The sequence below is a fragment of the Francisella sp. 19S2-4 genome, from assembly GCF_036281795.1.
GTDB lineage: Bacteria > Pseudomonadota > Gammaproteobacteria > Francisellales > Francisellaceae > Francisella.
This window is the reverse complement of sequence record NZ_JAWUZH010000009.1, coordinates 28,913-54,981: the sequence shown is the minus strand read 5'-3', so window position 1 is coordinate 54,981 and position 26,069 is coordinate 28,913. Positions and strand designations below refer to the sequence as shown.

Here is a 26,069-nt window from a genome sequence, read left to right as displayed (position 1 = left end):
TTAAGGCTAAGTTTTTACTAAAAATAGCAAAAATATTCCTATTCATAGAAATTGAAAGATTTATTCAACAGTCTTTAATAGGTAATGCGATTGCAGGTACCAGCCCTGGAATAAGTGATGTTTGGCGTGTTGATGATATATATGCGTGGGATGAGAATGTTTCTTCATATCATGAAGGAGATATCGTTATCCATAACAATGGTATATTCTATGAAGCAAGAAGAGATACAGAAGGTGAAGAGCCTAAGAGAAACCCACTTGCCTTTGATCGCTGGAGAAGAATTGGAAACAGGTTCGAAGGAAACAACTCTAAGTTTTTCTTAGAATTGTGTGATGGCGTAGAGGCGCAGGTTTAATGTTTTGATTTAATAATAGCTCTATTTTCTTTCAAAAATTATCAAAGATATAAAATGATAAATTGACTACTAAAGTATATAATGTAATATTAGGATTTTTATAAATATAAGATTTATCTAGTTATGCGATTTGTAGATGAAGTAGTTGTTAAGCTTCAAGCAGGTAAGGGAGGCAACGGTTGTGTTAGCTTCCGTAGAGAAAAATATGTCCCAAGAGGTGGTCCAGATGGCGGAGATGGTGGTCATGGTGGAAGTATTTACCTTAAGGCAGATGAAAATGTAAATACATTAATTGACTATCGTTATAAAAGAGAATACTACGCAGAAAATGGTCGCCCAGGTGAAGGGCGTAATTGTTATGGTAAAGCAGGTGAAGATTTATATCTTATAGTGCCTGTTGGCACAAGTGTTTTTGATACTGAGACAAATAAAAAAATAGGCGAAGTACTTACACATAGCCAAGTTCTTAAAATAGTTGAAGGTGGTAAAAGGGGAATAGGGAATACTCACTTTAAGAGTAGTACAAACCAAGCCCCTAGAAAATTTACATTAGGAGAAGAGGGTGAATATAGAGAGGTTCGCCTAGAATTAAATCTATTGGCTGATATTGCTTTATTAGGATTACCAAATGCTGGTAAATCAACCTTGATTCGCTCTGTATCTCAAGCAACACCAAAAGTAGCAGATTATCCATTTACGACTATGTATCCACATCTTGGTGTAGTTAAAGTTGGTGTCGATAGTTTTGTGATGGCTGATATTCCGGGAGTTATTGAGGGAGCTGCTGAAGGTGCTGGTTTAGGATTAAGATTCCTGAAACATCTAACTCGTGCTAGATGTGTTTTGCACGTAGTAGATATTTGCCCATTTAACGAGTCAGATCCTGTTGAGAATTATTTTGCTGTTGAAAAAGAGCTTAAAAAATATAGTGAAGAGCTTTTTAATAAGCCAAGATTTTTGGTCATAAATAAAATAGATTTATTAGCTGATAAAGTTGATGAAAAATGCCAAGAATTTATAGAGAAAGTAGGCTATAAAGGTAAATATTATGTAATCTCAGCAGCTATGAGGGAAGGAACGCAAGACTTAGTAAAAAGACTAAATGAATTCTTACAAAAACAAGAGTAAATATAGATGAAAATAAGAAATCTAATATTCGGTTCACCAATTCCTACAACTAAGCAAAATGAGCAAAAAATTGGATTATTCTCAGGATTTGCAATCCTATCCTCAAATGCTCTATCATCAGTATCGTATGCAACAGGAGAAGTCTTTATAGTTTTAGCAATAGCTGGAGCTGCAGCGGTTTCTCAGTATGCAATTGGTGTTGGATTAATGGTGATTTTGCTAATATTATTAATGGGATTTTCTTATGCTCAAGTTATAAAAGCTCACCCAGAAGGTGGTGGATCATATTCAATAGTAAAAACACATTTTAATGAGAAATTACTCTTATTAACTGCAGCATCATTAATTATTGATTATATACTGACTGTAGCAGTGTCAGTATCTACAGCATCTGTGGCTATTAGCTCAGCTTTTCCAGCATTGGATGACTATACCGTTGAACTAGCTTTAGTTTTACTAGTACTTCTGATGGCTATAAATTTACGTGGAGTTAAGTCAACAGCTAAAATTTTTGCATGGCCGACATATATGTTTATCGCTTCAATACTTATAATGATAGTTGTTGGTGTTTATCAGTATGTGGATGGCTCTCTAGCGAAGTTTGAATATACTCAAAATTATGTCAATCATATGCATACTTCAATAGGAGTACTGACAATCACTCTTGTTTTAAGAGCTTTTTCTTCAGGAAGTGCAGCTCTTACAGGTATTGAGTCCTATGCTAATGGAGTCTCAGCATATAAAGCTCCGGTGATGTCAAAAGCAATATTTGGTATAGTCTTGATGACATTGCTATCTATAATAATGTTTGCAGGTGTTACATTTATTGCTACTAAGACAAAAATTTATCCAGGATTTTCAGAGAGTGTTTTATCTCAAGTAGCTCACCAAGTTTTAGGAAATGGTGTCTTATATTATTTCTTACAAGCATCTACTTGTTTGATCTTGCTTATGGCGGCAAATACTTGTTTTACAGGCTTCCCAACTTTAGCATCTATTATGAGTAAAGATCAATACTTGCCAGAACAGCTTCAACGTGTTGGCGATAGGTTTGCTTTTAGAAATGGTATTGTAATGCTGACAGTTCTATCAGCACTATTGGTAATTATCTTTGAAGCGCAGGTAAGTGAGCTAATTCCACTATATGCATTTGGTGTATTTATCGCGTTCACTTTTTGTCAAGCTGGATTAGTTAAGTTTTGGTATAGAAATAAGCGTCAATATAAAAGTTGGGGCTTTAGAGCTTTTATCAATGCCTTTGGATGTGTAGCAACATTTGTTGTGTTAATGACAATTGTTGAAAGTAAGTTTTTTGAAGGAGTTTGGATAGTTATAATTGCTATAGCTGTGATTATGCTTTGCTTATACTTGATTAAAAATCATTATACAAAAAGAGAGAATAGCTTAACATTGAGTGTTGATGAGGCTATTGTGACAGCTTGTGTACATGAGAATGCAAAACCAAAAATTGTCCTTTTGGTGTCTCGTATTCATCGTGGGACAATAGAAGCATTAAGATTAGCTAGGAATATATCAGATGATATAACACCGGTATTTGTCTCAGCAGATGATAATAAAATAGCTAAGATAAAAGCTCAATGGAAGAACTTAGCATTTAAAGAAAAGCTTTTGATAATGCGACCTGTTTATAATTCTTTTATAACACCAGTTCTACAAATTCTTCATAAAAATGATTTAAGAGATCCTGAGAGAGGTTATTCAGTGGTGGTTATTCCTGAAGTTGTCAATACTCGATGGTGGCATTTTTTACTTCATAATCAAAACTCTCGTATGGTTAAGTTAGCAATAGCAGCAATGGATAAAAAAGACAAAAAGACTGCTGCAAGAGTAGTTATATCTGTACCATATAAAGCAGAATAATACATGAAAGCCTTTTTTATAAATTATTGGGCAATATCTAGAGAATTTTGGAAAAGTAAGGCAGGTGTGATTGCCTTATTTTTGCTTGTTATTTGCGTAGCTTTTGAGTTTGCTAGTGTTGGTTTAAGTGTATATCTAAACCACTGGTATGTGGCTTTTTATAATGCTATTGAGCAGTATGATAAGCCAACCCTTATTCATGAGCTTATAGTTTTCTCACTTATTACTTCAGCGATGTTAGTAAATGGTTTTTTAGCTTATTTTTTTGGTCAGTATTTAATAATATTTATCCGTAGGCCATTAACAGAAAGTTATGTTAGTAAGTGGTTAAATTCTAAAGCGTATTTAAATTATTCTCGAAGCTATGATAACCCAGAAGAGCGTATAAGTTATGATATATTGCGTTTTATTTCTTTATCAAAAGCGCTTTTTTTGAAAAGTATCCACAGTATCTCAACATTTATTTCTTTTTCAGTTATTTTATGGGGGTTATCTGGAGTTATATCATTCTCATTATATGGGTATCAGTTTAACATATCAGGTTATCTGTTTCTTGTAGCGGCAACATTAGGTGTGGTTAATGTTATTTTTGTTTTTAGAGTAGGAAGACCTCTAAAGGCTTTATTGTACAATCAACAGAAATTCGAGGCTAATTTTAGGTATGGTCTTTCAGTAGTTAGAAATAATAAGACGGCAATATATGATAATCAGTCAGAGCAAAGAGAGTTTGTTACATCTAGAAAGCATTTAAATAGCATTGTCAAAAATTTTTACCAAGTGACTTTTAGAAAAGCGAAGATAGATATAGTAAGAAGCTTTTTCATTCAGATTTATTCTTTAGCAGGTATTATATTGGCGCTACCAAGATATTTTGCTAAAAGTATAAGTTTTGGACAAGTTATGCAGGTTAATTCAGCTTTCTATAATGTTATCTCACCAATACTTTTTTTGGTTTTTTGGTATGATGAGCTAGCTGAGTTAAGGACTAATGTCTCTAGGTTATCTGAGCTTAAGAAAACTATAAGTTGCTCTAAAGATAATTGTAGTACTAGAAAAATAGATCATTCACAGCAGAATCTTATGGTTTTAAAAAAGCTATCAGTAATTAATGATGATAAGGTTTTAATTAAGGATATTAGTCTTTCTATAAGTGCTAGAGATAGTGTATTTATGTATGGTAAAACAGGCATAGGTAAGACAAGTTTATTAAGAGTTATAAATGGTCATAGTGATAACTTTAAGGGTGAAATTATCTTTAATAAAACACCTAAAATACTCTTTTTATCACAAAAACCATATTTCCCTGAGGATGATTTTAAAAGAGCTATCTTCTATCCTTCATTTTCAAACATTCCATCTGATGAAAAGCTTAAAGAGATATTAGATTATCTTGGAGTTGCATATTTAGAAAAATTTATAGGAACTATACACGATTGGCGTAATGTACTTTCATCAGGAGAGCAGCAGAAATTACGTTTTTGTAAGATTTTTACGAGAGATTATGACTTGATACTTATAGATGAAGCTACATCAAATATAGATTCAAAAGCTGAGAAAAAAATGTATGAGTTATTGAAAGCAAATGAAGTAGCTTATATTTCTGTTAGTCACAATGAAAGGGTTAAAGAATATCATAATAAGGTTTTAGAGCTATTTAATGATTAATTAGTAAGTGAACAGCAATGCTAGCAAAATAGCCAATAGCTATAACCCATGTCCACTTTAAGTGCCCCATAAAAGTATATTTACCCTTAGATTTCCCCATTACCGCTACACCAGCAGCTGAACCAATAGCTAGAAGACTGCCTCCTACTCCAGCAGTAAGAGTTATGAGTAACCATTGTGCATGATTCATTACGGGGTTCATACTTAATACAGCAAACATAACCGGTATATTATCTACTATTGCAGAAAATATACCTATAATTGTATTTGCTTGAGTATGAGCTGAGAATATATTAGGTGCTATAGAGTGCATATCTGTATAGATATATTGTGAAGCAATACCTAAATAACCAAGTGCAGCAAGCCCTTGTACAGAAACTAAAATACCGTAGAAAAATAATAAGGTATCCCATTCGGCTTCTTTAACTTTGTCAAAAATATCAAAAGCATGAGGGGGCATTTTACGACCTTTAGGATTTCTATTTTCATAGGCGATTTTTAGACCATAGAAATAGTTATATATCATTACATAGCCAAAACCAGTCATCATACCTAAAGAAGGTGGCAGGTGAAGGATGTGTTCAAATAAAACTGCTGTAGCTATAGTTAGTATAAATAAAGCAATCACAGGGATAGCACCACGTTTTAGCTCAACCTTATCCTCAACTATTGATTGAGTTTCCATTTTTGGTAAAAAGAAACTCATAATAATTGCCGGAATTAAAAAGTTCACTAATGAAGGTATAAAGATATCAAAAAACTCGGTAAAACCAACAACGCCTTTTTGCCAAACCATAAGGGTCGTGATATCACCAAATGGTGAGAATGCACCACCAGCATTTGCTGCAACAACAACGTTCACACAAGCCATTGTTATAAATTTTTTATTATCTTTACCTATTGAAATAACAACTGTACTCATAACTAAAGCCGTAGTTAAGTTATCAGCAACGGCAGATAAAAAGAAAGCGATGATTCCTGTTAGCCAGAAAGTACCTAAAAATCCGAATCCTGCTCTAAGTAGAGAGCTTTTTAGTTTAGCAAAAACATTTCTATCCTCCATAAGGTTGATGTAAGCCATTGCAACTAATAAGAAAAGTAACAGCTCACCATACTCGGTCATAATATGGTTGAAGTTACTATGGACAATATTATCCGCACCAATTGATTCACCAACAATTGCAACCAAAACCCATATCACTCCAGCTGCTACAATTACAGGCTTTGACTTGTTGAGCTTTGTAAAGTCCTCGGTCATAACTAATAGGTAGGCTAAAACAAATACAACAATAGCAGCTATTGCTAAGGGATGGTTAGTTGCATTTACGCTAACAGCATTTAGTGTTGATTCATCTTTTGCAAAGGATAGTATGGGCAACATTATTATTGGTAAAGTAAGTATGAGTTTTTTGAGCATTATTTATTTAAAGAAATTATTTATGACGATTATTATAACATCCTGAGATTTTTAATTAATAAAAAATAAATTATTAGTTATAGCATGCTATATCAGCTAACAAATAGGATATATACTAAATTAGTAAAATATTTTAAATATTCTGATATAATACTCGGTTATTCAATAATAATATCAATATCGAGGTTCTTATGTGGAAGTATTCTCCATTAAAGACAGTTCTTATTTTAGGCCCTATGGTATTTGCCTTTGCATTAGCAATGGATGTCTATATGCCTGTTCTACCAGAGATGCGTACAGCTTTAGATACTACTCAGCAAATGGTGCAAGCTACATTATCATTATTTTTAGTGGTTACAGGGGTTGGCCAGCTTTTCTTAGGGCCATTATCTGATCAGTTAGGTAGATTTAAAGTCGTTTTATTATCTTCATTATTATTTGTCATTGGCTCAGTTTTATGTGCTTTATCAACTAGTATTGAATTTTTGATATTTTCAAGAGTTATTCAGGCATTAGGGTGTTGTGGACTATCTGTATGTGCTTTTGCTATTATTAGAGATGCTTTCTCAGGTAAAACAAGCTCAATGATATATAGTTTCATTAATGCAATAATTTCAGTTTCACCAATTATTGGGCCTCTTATAGGAGTAGAGTTAGCTACTCATTTTAAGTGGGAGTCAGCATTTATTTTCCTTACAGGGTTAGCGATAATATCTTTTTTAATAGTTATTATCTTTGTAAAAGAAAGCTTACCTGTAGAAAGACGTAAAAAAATGTCATGGGATGTATTTGCAAGATATTTATATGTTGCAAAGTCACTACAATTTTGGGCTTATTCTTTAACGGCTGTTTCTGGTATGGCATCATTTTTTATATTATTTTCAATGACTCCATATATTATTAACTATCTTGGTTATCCAATTTCAGAAATATATGTTGTTTTTGGATCTGCTGGAGTGGCCTTTCTTTTAGGATCTTTACTTTCTGGGGCGATAGTTAATAAACTTGGTGTATATAATACGGCATTATTTGGGGTTGGTTGCGTACTCTTAGCAGGGATATTGTCATTAGTTTTATATATGATTTATGGACTAACTCTTTGGGGATTCTTCGCACCATGTTTCTTTGCAACTTTTGGAGCTGCTTTTACTACAGGTACTGGGGCTAGTGGTAGTTTAGAGCCGTTCTTTGAGATAGCAGGGGTTGCTGCAGCATTGTTTGGTACAATGGAATTTGCGATTAGTGGTGTAATAGGTAGTGTAGCAATGCTTTTTCCTGCTACAAGTTCTCTTCCGATTGCTATAACAATGATCGTTATGTCAATAATATGTTTTGCTTTACTTTTTTTGATAAAAAACACATCAAAATAATTACTTGGTTTTGTTAAAAATTAATAGCTCTTATTAAAAATTATAGTTTATAGAATTGATTATCTTTGTTATTATGTAGTCTTCAGCTTGAGGAAAAGAACTTTATAAATTAACTCCTTATTGTGTTTGAAAACTCAGGCTGATAAATCAATTGTTTAATCTTTCAATAAATAGTTACTTCATAGATGTGGATGAAATATTTTTAGTGATAGTATTGTCCTTAAAGTTCATATACAGTTTGTTTTTTTGTTTTACCTAAAATTTAGACTTAGTGAGTGCTAATATGATTTTTGCTAGAGTAATAACTATTATCTCAATGAGTGTGCTTGAATGTCTTTTTTTAGCAGGTGGTGGATTAAAATAAAACAATTAATATTGTTAAAAATTGATATTGCTTGTTAAAAATTGTAATTTTTATATTTATTTCTATCTGTTAATCTTAAGTCTTCAGTTTGAGTGGAAATATTCATTAGATAGTTCCTCTATAGTGTTTAATAAGCTCAAGCTGAAATCGTTTAACAGTTAATCTTCTTAAAAAAACAAGGGGTAAAATCATGAGAAAAATAGCATTTGTAGTAGCAGCTACATTATTCACATCAACTGTGGCTTTAGCTACACCATTTACTTTGAATATTGATAATCAGTCTGAGACACAAGGGTTACAGCTTTATTCATCTACAGATCAAGGTAGCACTAAAAACCTTGCAAAAGGTAAGAATACTTTTAACCTTGATACTCAAAATCAATATCAGATTAGGATTCCAAATGTTCAGATAATAGGTTCATTAAAACAAGATCCAACATTTTTTACTATGCAGAATGTTCCTCAGAATCCTGAATATTATCAAGATATTGGTGTTAAAATTTCATCACCTGATGGCTCAATCAATGGATCATATAAAACGGTGACACCAAAGCAGGCAGGTGGGGTATGTACTATAGATACTCAAGGAGAAGGAATTACGTGTAGAATATCTCAGCTTGCGCCAAGTGAGCTTAACGTTACCTTAACAGGAGGTTCTGCTCCTGAGCCTGTAGCAGAATATACATATGATGCTGGTGTTTGGGATAGCTCTAACGTATATCAAGTTGACTATAGCACGACACCTGCTCTTTATCCTAGAGTTCTGTATTCAGTAGATGGAGGTAAGAATTATATGTCATATGTGGCATGTTGGTATGCTGATAGTTCAAATGTCCCAGGTAATGGAGATCCTTGGAGACAATACGATCCTACTAAAAATGTTTGCACGGTTTAATACAAAATAATCCTATCCCAAGATGGATTGGTTTAGCAACATCTATTTCATATTTTTAATTGCCAATAAAACTAATTCTATTTTTTTATAATAAGAGATTTGTTGAGTTTTCTATTTAAGATTTTTGATCATTAGAGCAAACTTCATATCCTCAGGTAAAACATTATCAAACTTAATTTTAGCTTGATAACCACTACCTTTTGCCTCTTCCATATGGTTGCCATCTTTATCTTGCATGTTATCTAGTATGATTTCACGGCTGCCTGAAGGTAGCATTAACTCAATACTATCACCTATTTTCATTTTATTACGGACATTTACATTAGCATAACCTGTATGTTCATCAAAATCTGTAATCTCTCCAACAAATTGTTGAGTTGAGCTACGAGAGTCAGAGTTTTCATATTTTTGATATTCATCATGAACATGGCGACGATAGAAGCCTTCTGTATATCCTCTGTGTGCAAGGCCTTCAAGCTTATCCATAAGCGTTATATCAAAAGGTTTGCCTGCTAGAGTGTCCTTAATAGCTTGATCATAGAGCTGTGCAGTTCTTGCTGCATAGAAGAAAGATTTTGTACGACCTTCAATTTTAAAACAATCAACCCCCATTTTTGTCATTGCTTCAACATGCTGTATTGCTCTTAGATCTTTTGAATTCATGATATAAGTACCATGCTCATCTTCAAACATAGGATTATATTGGCCAGGTTCTTTGTCATTCTCAATTAGTACAACTTTGTTAGAAGGCTGACCAATACCAAGAGTTGATTGTACTTGAGTAGGTTCAAAATCACCCCAATCGTTTTGTTTTGCATCAGCAACTTTATAGTTGTTTCTGCAAGCATTATTACATACTCCTTGATTAGGGTCTCTATGGCTATAATATCCAGAAAGTAGACATCTACCTGAGTAGGCCATGCAAAGTGAGCCATGGACAAAAGTTTCAATCTCCATATCTGGAACATTCTCTTTTATCTCTGCTACTTCACGTAGTGATAATTCTCTAGATAAAACAACTCGAGTGATACCAAATTTTTGCCAAAACCTTACAGTTTCATAGTTTACAGCATTAGCTTGGACTGATAGGTGTATCTCTTGATCTGGGAAGTTTTCTCTTATAAGCATTATCATGCCAGGGTCAGACATAATCATAGCATCTGGTTTTAATGCCATCACAGGAGCAATATCTTTTATATATGTCTTGATTTTTGCATTATGAGGAGCGATATTGTTAGCTAGCATTATTTTTTTGCCTTGAGCATGAGCTTCATTTATTGCTATTTCAAGAGTTTCTAGCTTTGAGAACTCATTGTTTCTAGCTCTTAGGCTATATCTTGGTTGACCAATATATACAGCATCAGCACCATATGCAAAAGCATATCGCATTGCTTTTAGCGTTCCAGCTGGAGATAATAATTCAGGTCTTTTCATTGTTTAATTTATCCTTTGATTTAGTATTTATCAATTTAGTTTTTAGACTGTGAATAATTTACTAAGGATTTTAACTTTTTATTGCTTATCTATAAAGATTTATTTTTTTAGAAAAGAGTAAGTAATGAAGCAAATGATGGGTAAAACTATAAAGAAAAAGTATGCTATTATAAGTCCATTGTAGCCATAGTGAGTTAAATGAGCTCCTATTCCAGTAAAAATAAATGCAGTTAAATTCTGTGTTAGCCCAATTGCAGATGCTGCAGTTCCTCTTCTAAGAGGATGACGATGAAGTGCTTCACTAACTAAGTTTGGCATAGCCATTCCTGCACCAATTGTGAAGATGAAAAAAGGAGTCATTAATAACCATCCTGATAGGCTAATATTTATAAAATCAGCAATTACTATAATAAAAAGAGATAAGATAAATAAGCCAGAAACCGTAGTAATTATTTTTCCAAAAGATGAATTTGATTTTAATAGTATTTTTGATAAGAAACCTCCTATTATAAACGCAACTGATATTGGAATGAAAAATAAACTAAATTCTTTTGTTGTATAGTGAAGCTTAGCTAAAAGAAAAGGAACTTCTGATAGGTAAATATATACTGACATATATACAAAAGAGCTTGCTAAAGTTAAAACAATAAATTTTCCATCAGAAAAAACATGTCTATATTGATTTAATACAGATAAGATAATGTTTTCTTGAGTTTTATTATCTTTTTTAGGAGTTTTGTTCTCAGGAAGTTTTAGCTGTATAGTTAATGTAAGCATTATTAGTGTAAGTATTGCTAAGAATATGAAAATACCATGCCAAGATGTATAAGATGTTATTATCCCACCAACAAGAGGAGCTAGTGCTGGCATTGAGCCAATTATTATAAAACCTGAATTTATGATATGTTTTGCTTTTTGTTCAAAGAATATAAATGCAAATAGCTGCCATAATGAAAGAGCACATGCAGCACTTAAACCTTGTAAAAGTCGAGCTAGCATAAATACGTAAACATCTGTTGAGAAAATAGCTATAACACTTGCTGCTATATATATGATCAGGCCAAATCCAAGTATTTTTTTTGGATTAATGTGGTCAGCTAATGCTCCATATGTTGGTATACCTATAGCAAGTCCTAGCATATACAAACTTATAGTCATGCCCATATAAGCTTTTGTTGTCATGAAGGCTGTTTGTAGATAAGGTATTGCAGGTAAGTAAATATTTACAGTCAATATGGATAGCAATGCTAATAGATATATTAGGATTTTTACTTGTTTTTGCATGTGAGAGTTACCAGTTTAAGCTTTTTTGTTATAGATTTGATATAAGGTATGAGAATCTTCGAGAACCCTGTAACTAATTATTTTTTCATTTTTTATCTCATATATTGAGATAATATAAGTCTCAAAAGTTTCTCCATTGTGAGAAAATACAACTTTTAGTTTTCCGTATTCATAAACTAGATTTGTTTTTTCGCTAGCTACTAAATCTATAGAGGTTTTACTAAATTGACTAACATCTTTTTTGATATTTTTAAAATGTTCGATAATAGCTTCTTTACCAAAATGAGAACCGCTCCAAGCACCATTAATACTATCTGAATGCCACTCAGCATTATTGTCTATTAGATCTAGGACAGCATTTAGCTCACCATTTTTTTGATGGTTTAAAAAATCTTTAATTATTTTAAGGTTAGTTTTAGTCATTTTAAATTCCATTTAAGTTTTATTTCAGGAGTAAGTTTAAATATTATATTTGTATACGTAAATTGAATAATTTTTATTGATGTGTTAACTTATAATTAACACTATAGAAATGGAAAGTTATTTTTTCATGTCATACACATTGCATCAGCTTAGGGTTTTTGCGTCTATTGTTGAGAATAAAAGTGTTAGAAAAGCAGCGGAAAGTATTTTCCTGACGCCTCCAGCAGTAACTAAACAGTTACAGAATCTAGAAGATATTATTGAGTTAGAGTTATTTGAAAGAAAAAATAATAGTCTTTGTTTAAGTCGAGAGGGTAAGTGCTTCTATGACCTTGTAAGGCCAATACTAGATAAAATTGATGAAATTAATAGATTGGAATTGCCCGTCATAAGAAATAAAAAATCAAAGATTAAAATAGGAATGTCTCCAATCTTTGAACAAAGTGTTTTTGATGGAATTAATAGATGTATAGATAGTGGGTTTTCATTTGAGTATGACTTAAAAGTCTATGAAAAGTCTCGGCTAATAGAGATGTTAGAGAATTATGATATAGATGTTATACTAGCTGTAATAAGCGAAGATGAAGTGCAAGATCTTAAGAATAATGGATTTTGTGTTAAGGCGTATCACAAGATTGATTTTGAAATGTATGCATCTAAAAAGCTTTTGAAACGTTATGGTGACTTAGATGCTGTGCTTAGAGAGGCGGCATTAATTTTAGAGAGTAAGCATCGAAATAAATTTGGTTTATCAAATATTATAAGCTTTGACTGCTGTCTAAGTGTTTATAATGCTATTATTCAAGGCGTTGGCTATGGCTTTTTGCCAACGTTTCCGTTACGACCTCATGAGAAAGAGGATCTTGTACGTATCGACAAAGGAGTATCTTTGAGTAGTATTTGCAGTTATTACGCGTATCGCACCAAAGAAGATGATAAGCTTAATATTGTTAAAGAACTTTTTCAGAATACTTAAAATATGGCTAATACAAAAGTAGTAAGGTTTTCTTTGCTGTGGTATTATGATATTATCTTTTGTCTAAAATAGTAGACGAAAACTACTTCTTAAATTTATAGGGTCAAATATGAATTTCGAGTTTGCTAGAGAGAATATGATTAAACAGCAAGTCCTTACAGAAGGACTTGCTTTGGATGGTGTTGCTAAGGTGATGGCAGATGTTCCTAGGGAGATCTTTTTCCCAAAAAATTTACAAGGATTAGCTTATTGCGACACGCCATTATTAATTGAGGATAGACAGTTAAGAAGTCCTATGCTTACAGCTAGGCTTATAGAAGCATTGGATATCAAGGCTAGTGATAGTGTTTTAAAACTTGGTCTGGAATGTGGGTATCCAGCAGCACTTTTAGCAAAGTTAGCTAAAAATGTTGAATTAATAGATTTTGATGAGCAGAAACTTAGCCAAGTTAGGCGTCAACTTGCTGATATTAGTATTTACAATATTGAGTTTAATAGTGCTGAATACCTGACTAACATTAAAAAGAATGCAAAAAAATATAATTGTATATATATATCAAATATTGTTGCTGAAGATGAAATTGATAGCTCTTTGCTTGAGCTTTTAGAAGTTGGTGGTAGGGTTGTTTTTGTCGTTCGTAATGATGTATGTGATAAAGTTTATATAATTAAAAAAACAGCTAATAAGAAGTATGAAAAAAGCTTTCTCTTTGATACATATAATAAGTAGCTAAATATTATGAAAAAGCTTGGTTTATATCTTGTAAGTTTTTTTAGTTTTTGTTTCGCTTTAGCTAGTGAAGATACTCCTGTACCTGCCTATAATAATGTAGGTAGACCATTAGGTACGGATATTGATTCAAATCCATATAGCGTTGAAAAGCAGTATGCAAAGGCCGATGAGATAAAAAAAGGTAACCAGTTTTACGACCTTAAAAAAGCTACTAAGGTGGCGATGGTTGGTCAAACTAAAGATAAATTCTATAGTTTAGTTGATATATATCAGCTGGCTGCTAAGCATAATGCTGAATATCAAGCTGCAAGGTCAACTTTTGCTGCAAATGTTGAGACAGTTCCGACTGCTTTAGGTGCGTTATTGCCTCAAATTGATTTCCAATATAACTTAAGAAGAGATTTGTATAATCAGTTTGGTGGACAAGTTGATGATACTTCTAATGTGATTAATTTCCAGGGATCACAGGTACTATTTGATTGGAGTAAGTGGAAGACTTATACTCAAGCGACATATTTACAGAAATCTTATGCAATGATTTATGCTAAAGCAGAGCAAACTTTAATTGTTGATACTGTACAGGCATATTTTGAGCTATTAAGAGCAGAGCAGGCTTTACAGTTTCAATTTGCAAACGAAGCTTGGAACAAAAAGTTATATTTAACTCAGAAGTATCAGTATAAATCAGGAATGGTTTCCTATGCTGACTTCAAAACTACTGATGCACAATATCGTCAAGCTATAGCAGATAGAGTTAATGCGCAAAGAAACTTAATCAATTCAAAAGCAGTAATGGCAAAGCTTATTGGTAAACGTATAAGTTCTATTTTATATATCTCGAAAGATACTGAATTTGGTAATCCAGTTCCTGATGATATTGATTATTGGTTAAATACATCCCAGAAATATAATCTTGATATTGCACAGAAAAAGTTTGAATATCAAGCAGCAACCGAAGGTGTTGGTATCGAATGGGGTAATTTCTTTCCTCAAGTTAACTTAACTGGAGGTATAAATATGCAAAGAAATAATCTTTCAGGAGCTCCTGCACAAGTTGATTTGATACCTACAAAGTATGATGTTGCTAGTATTGGTGGAGGGGTTAGTTGGAATCTTTTAAGAGGTGGTTCCGACTATGCTCAGCTTAAAAAAGCTAGCTATGATAATCAGGCTGCAGATTATGCATTATTGCAAACAAAGAGGGAAGTTTACGCAGGAACTGTTCAAGCATACCAGACAGTTGTTTTAGATGCTGTAAGGATAAAGGCATATAGAGAATCTGTATATTCAGGTATTGCATCTGTAAAAGCTATCTTAGAAGGTTATGAAGCAGGAACTCAGACAATTGTTGACTTACTTAACAGGCAGGCTGTTCTTGTCCAGGCACAGCTATCTTTTGCAGACTCAATATTTAATTATGTCGAAGACTATGTTTCTCTTAAGCAGTACCAAGGCGGTTTAACATATAAAGATGTTGTCTACATTAATGGTATATTAGGTAAGACTGATATAATATCTGAGATAGCAACGGAATAGGTTTAAGTTCGATGTCCAAAGTCTCGGTGTTTATTTTAGACTTTGAAAAATATCAAATAGGGCAAATTTTATCATGGTTAGCAGATAAAGTTGATCAAGAAAAACTTATAAATAAACAAAAAATATTTTCACAATTTATTAGATATTTTGTTTTATCAGAAATATTCTCTATAGAAAATCCTTTATTTGCAACAAACGGCGGCAAACCTTATTTGTGTAATAGTGATATTTATTTCAATATTAGTCATACAAACAACAAAGTAATAATGGCTATTACAAATCAGCAGGTAGGAATTGATGCTGAAGAAATATCTAAAAAAAGAAATGTCATAAAAATAGCACAAAGGTATTTTAAGGAAAGCGAGTTTTTAACTTTAGAAAAAAGTAGTAGTTTGTATAAAGATTTTTATACATTATGGACATTAAAGGAAGCAGAAGTTAAAAGAAGCTCTCTAGGGATCGCAAAAGGTTTAGACAAAGCAACATTTAAAATGACTAGTCATAATAATTGGATTAGTGAGAATTATGTAAATGATTTTATAACATTTTATTATGATAACTTGGTGGTATCAGTCTGTTCTAAGAATATTAAAAATCAAGGTTTTAGTTTATTTGAAATCGTAGACTTTGAGTTTAAAGAGATAAAAAAATAGAGGGAGGAGCTATGGCTTTACATGGTAAAAAGAATGTGATGGATGATTTTGACTTTTTTGAAGAGTCTTTGCCAAAAGTTAGAATACCTGTAGGATCGCAAGACCCATTACAAATATATCAAGAAATAAAAGATGAGCTAATGCTAGATGGCAACTCAAAGCAGAATTTAGCTACTTTTTGTCAAACTCAAGTGGATGACTTTTCTCATAAGCTTATGGATGATTGTCTTGATAAAAATATGATTGATAAGGATGAGTATCCGCAAACTGCAGAGATAGAGTCCAGATGTGTTAACATCTTAGCAAACTTGTGGAATTCTTCAGCAGAGAATACTATTGGTTGCTCAACCACGGGCTCATCTGAAGCAGCGATGCTTGGTGGTATGGCAATGAAGTGGCGTTGGCGTGATAAAATGAAAGCTCAAGGTAAAGATTATTCAAAACCAAATCTTGTTACAGGTCCTGTTCAGGTATGTTGGCATAAATTTGCAAAATATTGGGATATTGAGCTTAGAGAAATACCGATGTCTAAAGAAAGCTTAATAATGACTCCAGAGGCTGTTATACAAAGATGTGATGAAAATACAATAGGTGTAGTACCGACATTGGGAGTTACATTTACAGGGCAATATGAGCCAGTTGAAGAGGTTTGTAAAGCTTTAGATAAGTTTGAGCAGCAAACTGGCATTGATATTCCCGTACATGTAGATGGCGCTTCTGGAGGCTTTCTAGCGCCATTTATAGATCCAGAGCTAAAGTGGGACTTTAGATTACCTAGAGTTAAGTCAATTAATGCATCAGGACATAAGTTTGGTTTATCACCACTAGGGGTTGGTTGGGTTATTTGGGCAGATAAAAAATATTTGCCAGATGATTTAGTTTTTAATGTGAATTATCTAGGCGGGGATATGCCTACTTTTGCATTGAACTTCTCTCGACCTGGAGGACAAATTGTCGCGCAATATTATAATTTTGTTAGATTAGGTTTTGAAGGATATAGGAAAGTACATCAAGTTAGTTATGATGTTACAAAATATATAGCAGGCCAGTTAGATGATATGGGAATTTTTGAGATTATTCATAGCGGTCAAGGTGGTATTCCTGCAGTTAGCTGGTCTCTTAAATCTGGGAAGGATTATACTTTGTTTGATATTTCTGAGAAGATTCGAGCAAAAGGTTGGCAAATAGCTGCATACTCGATGCCTAAAGATAGACAGGACTTGGTTGTAATGAGAATTTTGGTCAGAAGAGGTTTTACTTTTGATTTGGCTCAGTTAATGATTAGAGATTTAAAAGCTGCAATTCAATCACTCGAAAATAAGGATGCTACTAATAATAGGTCTAGCTTTTCACACTAGATTTTATAAGTAAGAAAATTGATATTGTAAGGGAGTTACAATTGAATACTATGAATATGAGCTTTTTGGCTCGATTAGTCCACACTGTTGGGTTTGAGGTTTTTGGGGTTGTTATATTTACTCCTGTTGCTGTTTATATTTTAAATGAAAGTGTTTTTGATATTGGCCTTTTAGCTATAGTTATATCTTTGATCGCTATGGTATGGAATCTTATCTATAACTATATCTTTGATTTTATAGAGAATTGCTTTGGAGGTCATAGATCAAAAAGAAGATTATTTATGCGTATCATACATGCCGTTTCATTTGAACTTGGTTTGCTGGTAGTAACTTTACCTATGGTCGCATACTGGCTACATATGAGTTTATGGAAGGCCTTATTAACTGATATTGGCTTCGTTATTTTTTATCTTGTATATGCTTTTTTCTATAATTATATTTTCGATAAAATATATTTTGGAGTAGTAGTATCGAAGAAGAAGCAACGTGGTTAAATTTAATTAAATTAGTTATAACAGAGTTAGATAATGTTGTTATAATAATTTGTGTTTAATAACTAAATTAAAACTTTTTGGTGGGTTATGTGCGGAATAATTGGGGTTGCTGGGCCGAATCAGGTCAGTTATGCGTTGTTTTATGGTTTAAGTCTTTTACAACATAGAGGACAAGATGCCGCAGGTATCGCGACCATGGATGAAGGTCATTTTTTTATACGTAAAAATACAGGTTTAGTTAGTGATGTTTTTACTGATGAAAAGTTAGAGAAATCAAAAGGTAATATGGGTATCGGACACGTAAGATACCCTACTGCTGGTAGTCTTGGAGCTGCTGATAGTCAACCTTTCTATGTGAATAATCCTCATGGTATTGTTTTTGCACATAATGGTAATTTAACTAATGTACCTGAACTGGCAAAAATGCTCCATGATATTGAAAGACGTCACTTAAACACGAGCTCAGATTCTGAACTTTTACTTAACTTCTTTGCTTGTGGGATGAATAAATCTCGAGGTGGGCCAACGACTCAAGCTGTATATAAAGCTTGTGAATTTGTATTTAAGCATGCAAAAGGTGGTTATGCGTGTACAGCGATGATTTCTAATTTTGGTTTGATCGCTTTTAGAGATCCATATGGTATTCGACCATTAGTACTTGGTGTTAAAGAGTATGATAATGGTGAGAAAGCTTATATGGTTGCTAGTGAAAGTGTTTCTTTAGATATATCTGGATTTAAGGTGCTACGTGATGTGGAGCCTGGAGAAGTAATTATTATTACAGAAGATATGAAGGTTCACTCAAAAATATGTGCAAAAAAACCAATTTTAGCACCTTGTTTATTTGAATATGTATATTTTGCACGTCCAGATAGTATTATGAATGGAGTTAGTGTTTATCAAGCTAGGGTTGATGCAGGTAAGGCTCTAAGTAGAAGAATTATGGAAGTCTGGAAAGATAAAGATATCGATATTGTAATTCCTGTCCCTGAAACAGGTCGTGCATCAGCTCAAGAGATCGCAACGGCATTAGGTGTTGAGTATAGAGAAGGTTTTGTTAAAAACAGATATATTGGTAGAACATTTATAATGCCTGAAAATGTTGATAGAAAAAACTTTGTCAGAAGAAAGCTAAACCCAATTCCAGCAGAATTTAAAGATAAGAATGTTTTACTTGTTGATGATTCTATTGTACGTGGTACAACGTCTAAACGTATTATTGAAATGATTAGAGATTTAGGTGCAAAATCAGTATATTTAGCATCAGTATCGCCAGCGGTATGCTTCCCAAATGTCTATGGTATAGATATGCCAGTTAAATCAGACCTTATAGCTCATGGTAAGTCTTTGGAAGAGATACGTCAGTGGATAGGTGTTGATGGACTTATTTATTTGCCTTTATCAGATCTTAAGGAAATTGTTCAAGCACAAAATCCTGATATTACTGAGTTTGAAGATAGTGTTTTCTCCGGTAAATATATTACTGGCGATGTTGACGAAGCCTACTTAGATGCGTTAGAAAAACATAGAAAAGAGTTAAAAGAGTTAGAGAAAAAATATAAAGGGTATGATAATTAATGATTAAGATTTTTAAAGGATTAAGCGCATTATCTCCATTTAGAAGAGAAAAAGTTTTATTAGATGCTAAGAAAATATCTAGTAAAGTGGAGTCTATATCTGCTGAATATATTCATGTGGTTGAAAGCTCTCAAGATCTTAGTGATAAGCAGGTAGAGATTATAAACTCATTGCTTAATTATAATAAAGAATATGGCTCAGTTGAGCCAAAGGGACATACGTTTATTACAGCTCCAAGAGTTGGCACAATTTCACCATGGTCATCAAAAGCTACTGATATTATCAAAAATACTGGTATTGATGTAGTTAAAAGAGTCGAAAGAGCGGTTCTTTTTGGTATAGAGGGAAAGATATCTGAGGCTGAGTTAAAAGAGATAGAAGATCTTGTACATGATCGTATGGTTGAAGAGGTTTTTGCTTGTGAAAAAGATCTTCAGCGATTATTCGATGTTGCAGCTCCTAAAGAACTAGAGTTTGTCAATGTTTTAGAAAATGGTGTCCAAGCTATCAAAGATGCTGATAAAAAACTTGGCTTAGCTCTAAGTGAGCAAGAGATTGATTATTTAGCTGATGAGTATACAACGCTTGGTAGAAACCCTACAGATACTGAGCTATATATGTTTGCTCAAGCTAACTCTGAACATTGTAGACATAAGATTTTTAATGCCAAATGGACTATAGATGGTCAAGAGCAAGATGAATCATTGTTTAAAATGATTCGTAACACTACTGAGAAATCTCCAAAAGGCGTGCTTTCAGCATATAAAGATAATGCTGCTGTGATAGAAGGTGCAACGGCTCAGAGATTTTATTCAAATACTCAAACAGGTATCTATAGTTTTAATCAAGAAGAAGTTGATATCTTGATGAAAGTTGAAACTCATAACCATCCTACAGCGATTGCGCCGTTTAGTGGCTCAGCAACTGGTATTGGTGGTGAGATTCGTGATGAGGGTGCAACAGGTCTTGGAGCTAAGCCAAAAGCTGGTTTAACCGGTTTTACAGTATCAAACTTAAATATCCCAGGTTTTGAGCAAGCTTGGGAAATTAGTAAATATGGTAAGCCTTATCATATTGTAAACCCACTACAAATCATGTTAGAGGCGCCAATAGGTGGAGCACATTATTCAAATGAGTTTGGTCGACCTAACTTAAATGGTTATTTCCGTACTTATGAGCAAGAAGTTAATACATCTGTAGGTAAAGAGATGTTTGGTTATCACAAGCCAATTATGATTGCTGGTGGTATGGGTAATATCAAGAGAATGCATGTTGAGAAAGGTGATATCAATGTTGGTGCTAAGCTAATCTGTCTTGGTGGTCCTGCAATGCGTATTGGTCTTGGTGGTGGTGCTGCATCATCTGTTGTATCTTCTGATACTAACTCGGAGTTAGATTTCGCTTCTGTGCAGCGTGATAATGCTGAGATGGAGCGTCGTTGCCAAGAGGTAATAGATAGATGTTGGCAAATGGGCGAAAATAATCCAATTACATTTATCCATGATGTTGGTGCTGGTGGTATTTCAAACGCATTCCCAGAGCTTGTTAAAGATGGTAATGTTGGTGGTCATTTTGAGCTTAGAAAAGTAAATGTCGGTGAAGAAGGACTTTCTCCGTTAGAAATATGGTCAAATGAGTCACAAGAAAGATATGTATTATCAGTTGATCCGCAAAACTTAGAGCTTTTTGAACAACTTTGTAATAGAGAAAGATGTCCATTTGCTATAGTGGGTGAGGCAATCTCTGAGAAGCATATTACGTTAAATGATGAGTATTTCGATAATAAGCCTGTTGATTTACCAATGGGGTTATTATTTGGTAATACGCCACAAATGCATATTGATGTAAAAACTGTCAAAGTTGAGCAAGATGCTTTTGATACAAGTGCTATTAAACTTGATGGCGCTATTGAAAGAGTGCTAAAAGTACCAGCTGTAGCTTCTAAATCTTTCTTAATCACAATTGGTGATAGAAGTATTACGGGTATGGTTGCTCGTGATCAAATGGTTGGACCATGGCAAGTACCTGTGGCTGACTGTGCTGTGACAACTGCTACTGTAGATAGCCAAGCAGGTGAGGCTATGGCAATGGGTGAGAGAACTCCTGTTGCGGCTATTAATGCAGCTGCCTCTGGTAGATTAGCAATAGCTGAGACTGTGACAAATTTATTAGCTGCTGATATTGAGAAATTAAGTGATATTCGCTTATCTGCAAACTGGATGGTTGCTGCAAATCAAGGTGATGAAAACCAAAAGTTATACGAGACTGTAAAAGCTGTTGGTATGGAATTTGCACCAGAGTTAGGTATTGCAATCCCAGTTGGTAAAGATTCAATGTCGATGAAAACTAAATGGTCAGATAACGGTCAAGCTAAATCAGTAACATCGCCTTTATCATTGGTGATTTCTGGTTTCTCACCAGTTACTAATGCACGTAAGACTCTTACACCAGTTTTAGTTGATGATAATGATACGATTCTTTTACATATTGACCTATCAAATGGTGCTGGTAGACTTGGAGCTTCATGTTTAGCCCAAGCTTATAACCAAGTTGGTAATGTTGCGCCAGATGTTGAAGCAAGTAAGTTGAAAGTGTTATTTGAAAATATCACTAAACTAAAAGCTGAAAATAAAATCCTATCATATCATGATGTGTCTGATGGCGGTGTATTTGCCACTCTAGCAGAGATGTCATTTGCTGGGCGTAAAGGTTTAGATATTAAGCTACAAACCCAAGATGTGCTAGAGAAACTCTTTGCTGAAGAAGTTGGAGCTGTTATCCAAGTTAAAAATAGTGATGTGGCATTAGTTGAAGAGATGTTTAAAGATACTCAAATTCATCTGTGTGCAATAGCTAAGTTAAACTCTAGCGATGAGTTAAATATCTTTGCAAATGGCGAAAAAGTATACTCAAACACACGTGTAAATTTACAAAGATGGTGGGCGGAAACTTCTTATCAAATTCAATCAATTCGTGATAATAGTGAGTGTGCTAAGCAGGAATTTGATAGTATTTTAAATACTAATGATAAAGGTATCCATGTTGAGGCGACATTTGATCTTGAAGAGGATATTACAGCTAGGTTTGTCAATGTCGAAAAACCAAAAGTTGCAATTCTAAGAGAGCAAGGTGTCAACGGTCAAGTTGAGATGGCGGCAGCATTTACTACAGCTGGTTTTGAGGCTCATGATGTCCATATGTCAGATTTACATGCTGGGCGTGTGACTTTGGAGGATTTCAAAGTATTAGTAGCTTGTGGTGGTTTCTCGTATGGTGATGTTTTAGGTGCTGGCGGAGGCTGGGCGAAGAATATCCTATTTACCGAGAAGTTAAGAGATGAGTTTAGCAAATTCTTTGGTCGTGATGATACTCTAGCACTAGGTGTATGTAATGGTTGTCAAATGCTGGCACAGCTTAAATCACTAATCAAAGGAGCTGAAAATTGGCCGATATTTATCAAGAATAAATCAGAGCAATTTGAGGCGAGAACTTCTATGGTTGAGGTTCAAGAGTCTGACTCTATTTGGTTTGCTGATATGGCAGGCACAAAAGCACCAATTGCAGTAGCTCATGGTGAAGGTCGACCATTATTCGAAGATGATACTCAACAACAAGCTATGCTAGCAAGCTCGCAAGTAGCTCTTAAATATATTGATGGGCAAGGTCAAGCAACTGAGATGTATCCATATAATCCAAATGGTGCAGTAAACGGTCTAACAGCTGTCACAGCTCTAAATGGTCGTGTCCTTGCAATGATGCCGCATCCAGAGCGTGTCTATAGAGCGATTACAAACTCGCATATCCCAGCAGAGTATGATGAGTATTCTGTATGGATGAGAATGTTTAGAAATGCTAGGAAGTGGGTTGGGTAGGTGATGAAACTTTTTAGTCAGAGGTATAAGGAGGAGAACAACTTATATCCTGAAATTTATCAGTACTATGATGTACCTTCTGAAGTTAGGATATTGGTTAACAACTCAATAATATATTCATTATATTACCCTTTTATTAGATCATATGGTCCTGAAAATAAGGAAGTAAATGACCTTCTTAGTTATTTGATTGATATCTTTCTAGAAGAGAATCCAATATTTTTAAGAAAAGAATTAAGAGTTCAAAATATTGAATTTTTCGAAAGAATATTACGAGAAAGTGAACTTTCTTATTTTTTTGATGCATTTGAACTTCTAATTAAAGGCTTACATTTATTAAACAGTAATGGGACTTATTGTAGATTCAAGAATAAAGATCAAATAGATAACAAGATTATTTTTCTTAATAAAAAATTCCTTGAGTATGGTTTTGGCTATGAATTCAATCTCGATTGTGACAGTGTTATAAGAGTGGATAATAAATTAACACACCAAGAAATTGTTAAAGCTTCTTTACACCTACTTACTGATAAAAGATTTTCATCAGCGAATGATGAATATCTAAAAGCACATGATGCATATAAAAAAGGTAATTCTAAAGAAGTCTTCATTAATTGTAGTAGTTCTTTAGAGTCAGTAATGAAAATTATTATAAAACTTAATGATTGGGAGATGCCAAGAACCTCAACGTCAAGTTTGTTAATTGATACTTTAATCGAAAATAAATTCTTAAAACCATATTATTCGAATATACTCAATAATCTTAAAGAGGTTGTATCTATAACATCTAGAATTAGGAATAAAGAGGGTGGACATGGTGCAGGTACTGAGGAGCTTTGTAATGATATGTCTTTGATGACATATGTTATAAATATTACGGCATCAACGATACTCTTTCTGATGGAGCATCAAAAGGAGTTTGAGTTATCTAAATAGTTATTCCCCTTCACATGTGAAGGGGTGGGTTGTGAGAGCAACTCGGGGTAGTTAAAATGACAAAGTTACCATATAATCCAAAATTAAAACAACGAGCAAGAGAGCTTAGAAAAGCTGGAAACTTATCAGAAGTTTTATTTTGGAATATAGTGAAATCAAAAAAGTTTTTAGGTCTGAATTTTCATAGGCAAAAAATTATAGGTAATTATATTGTTGATTTTCCCTGTCCAGCTTATCGCTTAGTTATAGAAATTGATGGTTCTAGTCATAATGATAAAGAAGAGTACGATAGTATTAGAGATGAATACTTAAATGGCTTGGATTTAAAGGTAATTCATATATTAGATAAAGATATTAAAACTAATCTTAAAGGCGTGATGTTGTGGTTAGAAGAGCTTGTATTAAAACTACCCCGTCAGTCTGCGACTGCCACCCCTTCATAAATGAAGGGGAATTACTATAGCTAAAATTGAGTTTACTATTTAATCTATTCATTTATATTGTGGTAAAATACTAACAGAGTATTTTGAATCATAGGTTTTGAACTACTCGTTTTTACTGACGGTATTGATGTTAATCCTGAAGAGGGTCTTGTCGAAAATGTAACGGTAAATATTATCGATTTAATAACGACAGTCATTCCTATGAAGATGGGGATCTCTTAAAAGTTGAGAGATCCCTGTTGTCAAGCACGAGGATGACCGTGTTTCTTGATACAAGAACTCTCTTCACTAATAGCGAAGGGGAATTCTTATGATTAGAATCAAAAATGATAACTTATTAGTAGAGATTAGTGAGCTGGGAGCTGAAGTCAGAGCTGTCGTAAATATCGAGACAGATCATCAATATATGTGGTCAGGAGATGGCCGAGTGTGGGCTGGAGTGTCGCCAGTGCTATTTCCAGTCGTGGGCAAATCTCATGATAATAAAATCAAATATCAAGGTAAAGAATATCCTATGGGTAATCATGGTCTTGCACGTCACACTGTATTTGATATTGTCTTACATAGTGAAAATAGTGTCATCTTAGCTATGGAGACTACTAAAGATAATTATCCATTTAGGCTAAGGTTTGAGGTTACATATACTCTTGAGGTTAATAAACTTATCACTGAGTATAATATTATAAACCTAGATGATAGAATTGCATCATGTGGCTTTGGAGCTCATCCGGCATTTGCCTGTCCTTTTGATGATAAACATAAATTCAGTGATTATGAAATAACATTCTCAGAGCAGAAGTTAGATTTTCATACCATTACACCAGAGGCCTTTTATACGGGAGAAATTAAGCATTTCAAACTATCAAAAGTTGCGCTAGATAATCATACCTTTGATGATGATGCATTAGTATATAGTGGTTTTTCTGATAAGAAAGTTCGATTAGCTGAGAAAGATTCAAATCGCTATATTGAAGTGGCTTTTGATGGCTTTGAGTATCTTGGTATATGGTCAAAGCCAAAGGCTAATTCACCGTATGTATGTATCGAGCCATGGTGTGGCAGGAGTGATACATTAGGTATGGATCTTGATATTGAGTATCGTATAGGTAATGTCGATATAGAACCTCAGCAAAATTTTTTGAGATCGTATATAATAGAGTTTGGTTATTAATCTTTATTTATAGTATTAATATAAAATAATAAGATTTTTACTTGGTATGTTTGAAGTTATTTCAGTATACCAATAGTCAATATTTGCCATGAAGTGTGAAAT

At 33.6% G+C, this 26,069-nt stretch carries 21 protein-coding genes; 17 read left to right on the top strand and 4 right to left on the bottom strand.

Going from position 1 to position 26,069, the window contains the following annotated elements:
- The 4 genes from R8535_RS03415 to R8535_RS03400 all read left to right on the top strand — a co-directional run.
- Positions 1-356, top strand: a 356-nt coding sequence (locus tag R8535_RS03415) for a hypothetical protein (RefSeq protein WP_329496578.1), incomplete at its 5' end; no start/stop codon positions are given.
- A 123-nt stretch (positions 357-479) separates the two neighbouring features.
- A complete protein-coding gene (gene cgtA, locus R8535_RS03410; protein WP_329496576.1) occupies positions 480-1,484 on the top strand; it encodes an Obg family GTPase CgtA in 1,005 nt (334 codons plus the stop codon).
- Positions 1,485-1,490: 6 nt separating this feature from the next.
- Positions 1,491-3,365 carry an APC family permease gene (locus R8535_RS03405; RefSeq protein WP_329496575.1) on the top strand — a complete coding sequence of 625 codons (1,875 nt, stop codon included), beginning with the start codon at positions 1,491-1,493 and terminating at the stop codon, positions 3,363-3,365.
- A gap of 3 nt (positions 3,366-3,368) precedes the next feature.
- Entirely contained in the window at positions 3,369-5,030 is a 1,662-nt protein-coding gene (locus R8535_RS03400) for an ABC transporter ATP-binding protein/permease (protein ID WP_329496573.1), read from the top strand.
- Here the strand turns inward: R8535_RS03400 and nhaD are convergent.
- Positions 5,020-6,447, bottom strand: coding sequence for a sodium:proton antiporter NhaD (gene nhaD, locus R8535_RS03395; RefSeq protein WP_329496571.1), 1,428 nt, complete (start codon positions 6,445-6,447; stop codon positions 5,020-5,022). The genes R8535_RS03400 and nhaD overlap by 11 nt on opposite strands.
- Positions 6,448-6,638: 191 nt before the next feature.
- Here nhaD and R8535_RS03390 point away from each other — a divergent pair, with 191 nt between their 5' ends.
- Positions 6,639-7,817: a multidrug effflux MFS transporter gene (locus R8535_RS03390; RefSeq protein ID WP_329496569.1), complete on the top strand. Its 1,179-nt coding sequence runs from the start codon at positions 6,639-6,641 to the stop codon at positions 7,815-7,817.
- 554 nt (positions 7,818-8,371) lie between these two features.
- Positions 8,372-9,076 (top strand): hypothetical protein, encoded by a 705-nt coding sequence (locus tag R8535_RS03385; protein WP_329496568.1) that lies wholly within the window; start codon positions 8,372-8,374, stop codon positions 9,074-9,076.
- 111 nt (positions 9,077-9,187) lie between these two features.
- Here R8535_RS03385 and trhP read toward each other — a convergent pair whose 3' ends face one another.
- The 3 genes from trhP to R8535_RS03370 form a co-directional block, all read right to left on the bottom strand.
- Positions 9,188-10,510 carry a prephenate-dependent tRNA uridine(34) hydroxylase TrhP gene (gene trhP, locus R8535_RS03380; RefSeq protein WP_329496566.1) on the bottom strand — a complete coding sequence of 441 codons (1,323 nt, stop codon included), beginning with the start codon at positions 10,508-10,510 and terminating at the stop codon, positions 9,188-9,190.
- Between the two features lie 99 nt (positions 10,511-10,609).
- On the bottom strand, positions 10,610-11,794 hold the full coding sequence (locus tag R8535_RS03375; protein WP_329496564.1) for an MFS transporter: 1,185 nt from the start codon (positions 11,792-11,794) through the stop codon (positions 10,610-10,612).
- Between the two features lie 15 nt (positions 11,795-11,809).
- Positions 11,810-12,217 (bottom strand): nuclear transport factor 2 family protein, encoded by a 408-nt coding sequence (locus R8535_RS03370; RefSeq protein ID WP_329496563.1) that lies wholly within the window; start codon positions 12,215-12,217, stop codon positions 11,810-11,812.
- Between the two features lie 127 nt (positions 12,218-12,344).
- Between R8535_RS03370 and R8535_RS03365 the strand changes: the two genes are divergently transcribed.
- From R8535_RS03365 to R8535_RS03315, 11 genes are all read left to right on the top strand, one after another.
- Complete coding sequence (locus R8535_RS03365) at positions 12,345-13,193, top strand: LysR family transcriptional regulator (RefSeq protein WP_329496561.1); 849 nt, start codon at positions 12,345-12,347, stop codon at positions 13,191-13,193.
- A 109-nt stretch (positions 13,194-13,302) separates the two neighbouring features.
- On the top strand, positions 13,303-13,923 hold the full coding sequence (locus tag R8535_RS03360) for a protein-L-isoaspartate O-methyltransferase family protein (RefSeq protein ID WP_329496559.1): 621 nt from the start codon (positions 13,303-13,305) through the stop codon (positions 13,921-13,923).
- A 9-nt stretch (positions 13,924-13,932) separates the two neighbouring features.
- On the top strand, positions 13,933-15,462 hold the full coding sequence (locus R8535_RS03355; protein WP_329496557.1) for a TolC family protein: 1,530 nt from the start codon (positions 13,933-13,935) through the stop codon (positions 15,460-15,462).
- A gap of 11 nt (positions 15,463-15,473) precedes the next feature.
- Complete coding sequence (locus R8535_RS03350; RefSeq protein WP_329496555.1) at positions 15,474-16,115, top strand: 4'-phosphopantetheinyl transferase family protein; 642 nt, start codon at positions 15,474-15,476, stop codon at positions 16,113-16,115.
- 11 nt (positions 16,116-16,126) lie between these two features.
- Positions 16,127-17,473 (top strand): glutamate decarboxylase, encoded by a 1,347-nt coding sequence (locus R8535_RS03345; RefSeq protein WP_329496553.1) that lies wholly within the window; start codon positions 16,127-16,129, stop codon positions 17,471-17,473.
- Positions 17,474-17,514: 41 nt separating this feature from the next.
- The gene (locus R8535_RS03340) at positions 17,515-17,967 is read left to right on the top strand and encodes a PACE efflux transporter (protein WP_329496551.1); all 453 of its coding nucleotides are present in this window, start codon (positions 17,515-17,517) and stop codon (positions 17,965-17,967) included.
- 87 nt (positions 17,968-18,054) lie between these two features.
- Entirely contained in the window at positions 18,055-19,545 is a 1,491-nt protein-coding gene (gene purF, locus R8535_RS03335; protein ID WP_329496550.1) for an amidophosphoribosyltransferase, read from the top strand.
- Positions 19,545-23,417 (top strand): phosphoribosylformylglycinamidine synthase, encoded by a 3,873-nt coding sequence (gene purL, locus R8535_RS03330; protein ID WP_329496548.1) that lies wholly within the window; start codon positions 19,545-19,547, stop codon positions 23,415-23,417. Before purF ends, purL begins: the two co-directional genes overlap by 1 nt.
- Before the next feature lie 3 nt (positions 23,418-23,420).
- Positions 23,421-24,353 carry an STM4504/CBY_0614 family protein gene (locus tag R8535_RS03325; RefSeq protein WP_329496547.1) on the top strand — a complete coding sequence of 311 codons (933 nt, stop codon included), beginning with the start codon at positions 23,421-23,423 and terminating at the stop codon, positions 24,351-24,353.
- Between the two features lie 56 nt (positions 24,354-24,409).
- Positions 24,410-24,796 carry an endonuclease domain-containing protein gene (locus tag R8535_RS03320; RefSeq protein ID WP_329496545.1) on the top strand — a complete coding sequence of 129 codons (387 nt, stop codon included), beginning with the start codon at positions 24,410-24,412 and terminating at the stop codon, positions 24,794-24,796.
- A 310-nt stretch (positions 24,797-25,106) separates the two neighbouring features.
- A complete protein-coding gene (locus R8535_RS03315) occupies positions 25,107-25,967 on the top strand; it encodes an aldose 1-epimerase family protein (protein WP_329496543.1) in 861 nt (286 codons plus the stop codon).
- Positions 25,968-26,069 lie beyond the last annotated feature (102 nt).

Coding starts and splice junctions, on each gene's coding strand:
- purF (WP_329496550.1), top strand. CDS start 18,055: ATGTGCGGAATAATTGGGGTTGCTGGGCCGAATCAGGTCAGTTATGCG.
- R8535_RS03345 (WP_329496553.1), top strand. CDS start 16,127: ATGGCTTTACATGGTAAAAAGAATGTGATGGATGATTTTGACTTTTTT.
- purL (WP_329496548.1), top strand. CDS start 19,545: ATGATTAAGATTTTTAAAGGATTAAGCGCATTATCTCCATTTAGAAGA.
- R8535_RS03370 (WP_329496563.1), bottom strand. CDS start 12,217: ATGACTAAAACTAACCTTAAAATAATTAAAGATTTTTTAAACCATCAA.
- R8535_RS03360 (WP_329496559.1), top strand. CDS start 13,303: ATGAATTTCGAGTTTGCTAGAGAGAATATGATTAAACAGCAAGTCCTT.
- R8535_RS03390 (WP_329496569.1), top strand. CDS start 6,639: ATGTGGAAGTATTCTCCATTAAAGACAGTTCTTATTTTAGGCCCTATG.
- R8535_RS03315 (WP_329496543.1), top strand. CDS start 25,107: ATGATTAGAATCAAAAATGATAACTTATTAGTAGAGATTAGTGAGCTG.
- R8535_RS03365 (WP_329496561.1), top strand. CDS start 12,345: ATGTCATACACATTGCATCAGCTTAGGGTTTTTGCGTCTATTGTTGAG.
- nhaD (WP_329496571.1), bottom strand. CDS start 6,447: ATGCTCAAAAAACTCATACTTACTTTACCAATAATAATGTTGCCCATA.
- R8535_RS03320 (WP_329496545.1), top strand. CDS start 24,410: ATGACAAAGTTACCATATAATCCAAAATTAAAACAACGAGCAAGAGAG.
- R8535_RS03325 (WP_329496547.1), top strand. CDS start 23,421: ATGAAACTTTTTAGTCAGAGGTATAAGGAGGAGAACAACTTATATCCT.
- R8535_RS03385 (WP_329496568.1), top strand. CDS start 8,372: ATGAGAAAAATAGCATTTGTAGTAGCAGCTACATTATTCACATCAACT.
- cgtA (WP_329496576.1), top strand. CDS start 480: ATGCGATTTGTAGATGAAGTAGTTGTTAAGCTTCAAGCAGGTAAGGGA.
- R8535_RS03405 (WP_329496575.1), top strand. CDS start 1,491: ATGAAAATAAGAAATCTAATATTCGGTTCACCAATTCCTACAACTAAG.
- R8535_RS03350 (WP_329496555.1), top strand. CDS start 15,474: ATGTCCAAAGTCTCGGTGTTTATTTTAGACTTTGAAAAATATCAAATA.
- R8535_RS03355 (WP_329496557.1), top strand. CDS start 13,933: ATGAAAAAGCTTGGTTTATATCTTGTAAGTTTTTTTAGTTTTTGTTTC.
- trhP (WP_329496566.1), bottom strand. CDS start 10,510: ATGAAAAGACCTGAATTATTATCTCCAGCTGGAACGCTAAAAGCAATG.
- R8535_RS03375 (WP_329496564.1), bottom strand. CDS start 11,794: ATGCAAAAACAAGTAAAAATCCTAATATATCTATTAGCATTGCTATCC.
- R8535_RS03400 (WP_329496573.1), top strand. CDS start 3,369: ATGAAAGCCTTTTTTATAAATTATTGGGCAATATCTAGAGAATTTTGG.